The organism is Brevundimonas sp. (genome assembly GCF_036399195.1).
Lineage (GTDB): Bacteria > Pseudomonadota > Alphaproteobacteria > Caulobacterales > Caulobacteraceae > Brevundimonas.
The window spans coordinates 1-3,204 of record NZ_DASWNO010000156.1; the positions used below are offsets into that span (position 1 = coordinate 1).

Here is a 3,204-nt window from a genome sequence, read left to right on the forward strand (position 1 = left end):
GCCTGCGCCGGTCCGACCGGCGATCCGTTCGTCTCGTACGACTTCCTCGACGCCTGCGAGGCGTCCGGCAGCGCAGCGCCGCGTCAGGGGTGGGCCGGGCGGCATCTGTCGCTGAGGGACGGCGACGGCCGGGTAATCGGCGTCATGGCGCTCTGGCTCAAGGGCAACAGCCAGGGCGAATACGTCTTCGACCACAGCTGGGCCGACGCCTATGAGCGGGCGGGCGGGCGCTACTATCCCAAACTGCTTGGGGCAGTGCCGTTCACGCCGGCGACCGGCCCGCGCTTCCTCGCCCATCCGGACGCCGACGCCGCGACCGTCCGTCAGGCGCTGCTGCAGGGCGCGCTGGCGCTGACGGAGCGGCTGGGCGTCTCGTCGCTGCACGTCAATTTCCCGACGCGGCCGGAATGGGCCGCCATGGGCGAGAGCGGCCTGCTGCTGCGGCAGGACGTGCAGTACGTCTGGCGCAACGGCGGTTACCAGACCTTCGACGACTTCCTGTCGGCGCTGTCGTCGAGCCGGCGCAAGACGATCCGGCGCGAGCGGCGTGAGGCGCAGGCCGGGCTCGACATCCGCGTGTTGACCGGCGGCGACATCACCGAGGCCCACTGGGACGCCTTCTTCGCCTTCTACATGGACACCGGCTCGCGCAAATGGGGCCGGCCCTATCTGACCCGCGACTTCTTCAGCCGCGTCGGCGCGGCCATGGCCGAGCGGATCGCCCTGGTCATGGCCTTCCGCGACGGGTCGCCTGTGGCGGGCGCCCTGAACTTCATCGGCGACGAGGCGCTGTACGGCCGCCAGTGGGGGGCGCTGGAGGACGCGCCCTTCCTGCATTTCGAGCTCTGCTATTATCAGGCCATCGAATTCGCCATCGCCCGGGGCCTGTCCCGCGTCGAGGCGGGCGCGCAGGGCGAGCACAAGATCGCGCGGGGCTATCTGCCGACGCCGGTCTATTCAGCCCATTACATCGCAGACCCGGCCCTGCGTGAGCCGGTGCGCCGCTATCTCGACGGCGAGCGGCCGGCGGTGGCCGCCGAGATCGAGGCGCTGACGCAGGAGCGGTCGCCGTTCCGTCGCGACGGCTGATCGTCAGGCGCGTTCGCGCTTCTCGCCGATGAACCAGCCCGCGACCCAGCTGACGATCCCGGTCACGATCGCCGCGCCGATCCCCGCGGCGAGCCCCTCGACCACGAATCCGCTCAGCAGCATCGCCACCAGCCCGATCACCGCCGCGTTCACCACCAGCAGGAACAGGCCGAACGTGACGATGGTCAGCGGGAAGGTCAGGATTGTCAGGATCGGCCGGACCACCGCATTGGCCACGCCCAGCAGGACGGCCGCCAGCAGCAGCGACGGCGTATCCGTGAAGCCGACTCCGGGCACCAACTGCGCCGCCAGCCAAAGAGCCAGGCAGGTGACGAGAAACTGGACGACGAAGCGAAGCATGGCGATCTCCCGAAGCAAGCGTGACCGTAACGCAAAACGCACGGCGGGGCTCCCCTCGCCTTTCCGGCGTTGCTAGCCTGCATCGAACGCACGGAGCCCGGAATGAGCCTTCGCCAGCCCTACGACCCCGACAACATCTTCGCGAAAATCCTGTGTGGCGTCATCCCCTCGGTGACGGTGTGGGAGGATGACGACGTGCTCGCCTTCATGGACGTCTTCCCCCAATCCGAAGGCCATGTGCTGGTGATCTCGAAGACCTCCCGCGCCACCTCCCTGCTGGACATCGAACCGGAAGCGCTGAAGCGCGTGGCAGCCGCCGTCCAGCGCACTGCGCGCGCGGTGGACAAGGCCCTGCGGCCCGACGGCTTCCAGATCCTGCAGTACAACGGCGAGGCGGGCGGCCAGACGGTCTTCCACCTGCATTTCCACATTGTGCCGCGCTGGGCCGGGCGTCCGATGAAAGGCCACGGGCACGCGCCGATGGCCGAGGCGGCGGCGCTGCGCGACATCGCGGACCGGATTGCGGCCGCGCTGGACTGAGCGATCCATCGGCAGAACCCGAGACAATCATCTTTCCGGGGCCGCGAAGCGGAGCCCGGAACCCAGGAGTTTCGGTCTCTTAAACTAGGCACGTGTGACCGGTTAGGCCGCTCTTGGCGGCCAGAGCAACAGGTCGCCGGGGTCTACTCGGCCCTGAACTGCAGCTCGGCCAGACGGGCGTAGAGACCGCCCTGCGCCATCAGGGCCTGGTGCGTCCCTTCCTGCACCACCCGGCCGTCCTCGATCACCACGATGCGGTCCGCGCGCAGCACGGTGGCGAGGCGGTGGGCGATGACGATGGTGGTGCGGGTTTCCATGGCCTGATCCAGCGCCGCCTGCACCAGCCGTTCGTTCTCGGCGTCCAACGCCGAGGTGGCCTCGTCCAGAAGCAGGATGGGCGCGTCGCGGACGAGGGCGCGGGCGATGGCCATGCGCTGGCGCTGTCCACCCGACAGGCTCTTGCCCCGTTCGCCCAGCGGCGTGTCGAAACCCTCAGGCAGGGCCTCGATGAAGCCCAGCGCCTGCGCCTCCTCGGCCGCCGCCCGGACCTCGTCGTCGCCGGCCGCGTCGCGCCCGAAGCGGATGTTCTCGCTGGCCGAGCCGGAGAACAGCGGCGCCTCCTGCGACACCCAGGCGAAGCGGCCGCGCACCGCGACGGGATCGGCCTCGCGGACATCGACGCCATCGACGGAGACGATCCCCGACTGCGGGTCGTAGAACCGTAGCAGCAGGCGGAACACCGTGCTCTTGCCCGCGCCCGAGGGTCCGACCAGCGCCACCGTCTCTCCGGGGCGGACGGTCAGGGAGAAACCCTTCAGCGCCGGCAGGTCGGGACGCCCCGGATAGGCGAACTGCACGGCGGACATCGACACCTCGCCGACTGGCGGCTCAGGCAGGGCCCGCGGGGCGGCCGGAGCGCGGATGGCGGCTTCGCTGCGCATCAGCTCGTCGATCCGCTCCATGGCTCCGGCGGCCTTCTGCACGTCGCCCCAGCTCTCGCCGAGAGCGCCGACGGCCCCCGCCGCGAACACGGACAGCAGCACGAACTGCAGCAGGGCCCCTGGCGTCATGCGCCCGGCGATGACGTCCTGCGCCCCCAACCACAGCACCAGCGTCACCCCGCCGAACATCACGGCGATGATCATGGCCGTCATGAAGGCCCGCGCCTTCATGCGGACCAGCGACACGCCGAAGGCGTCCTCCACCGCGGCGCCG

Annotated in this window: 4 protein-coding genes; 2 read left to right on the forward strand and 2 right to left on the reverse strand. The window is 70.0% G+C overall.

The window, feature by feature from the left end; all coding sequences use genetic code 11:
- The coding region (locus VGB60_RS07215) for a GNAT family N-acetyltransferase (protein WP_331037591.1) at window positions 1-1,089 on the forward strand (1,089 nt) is incomplete at its 5' end.
- A 3-nt stretch (window positions 1,090-1,092) separates the two neighbouring features.
- Here VGB60_RS07215 and VGB60_RS07220 read toward each other — a convergent pair.
- Window positions 1,093-1,449: a phage holin family protein gene (locus VGB60_RS07220; protein WP_331037592.1), complete on the reverse strand. Its 357-nt coding sequence runs from the start codon at window positions 1,447-1,449 to the stop codon at window positions 1,093-1,095.
- A gap of 102 nt (window positions 1,450-1,551) precedes the next feature.
- On the opposite strand from VGB60_RS07220, the gene VGB60_RS07225 reads away from it, so the two are divergent.
- Window positions 1,552-1,989, forward strand: coding sequence for an HIT family protein (locus tag VGB60_RS07225; RefSeq protein ID WP_331037593.1), 438 nt, complete (start codon window positions 1,552-1,554; stop codon window positions 1,987-1,989).
- A 143-nt stretch (window positions 1,990-2,132) separates the two neighbouring features.
- Here VGB60_RS07225 and VGB60_RS07230 read toward each other — a convergent pair.
- Window positions 2,133-3,204: ATP-binding cassette domain-containing protein (locus tag VGB60_RS07230; RefSeq protein WP_331037594.1), on the reverse strand; the 1,072-nt coding region annotated here is incomplete at its 5' end.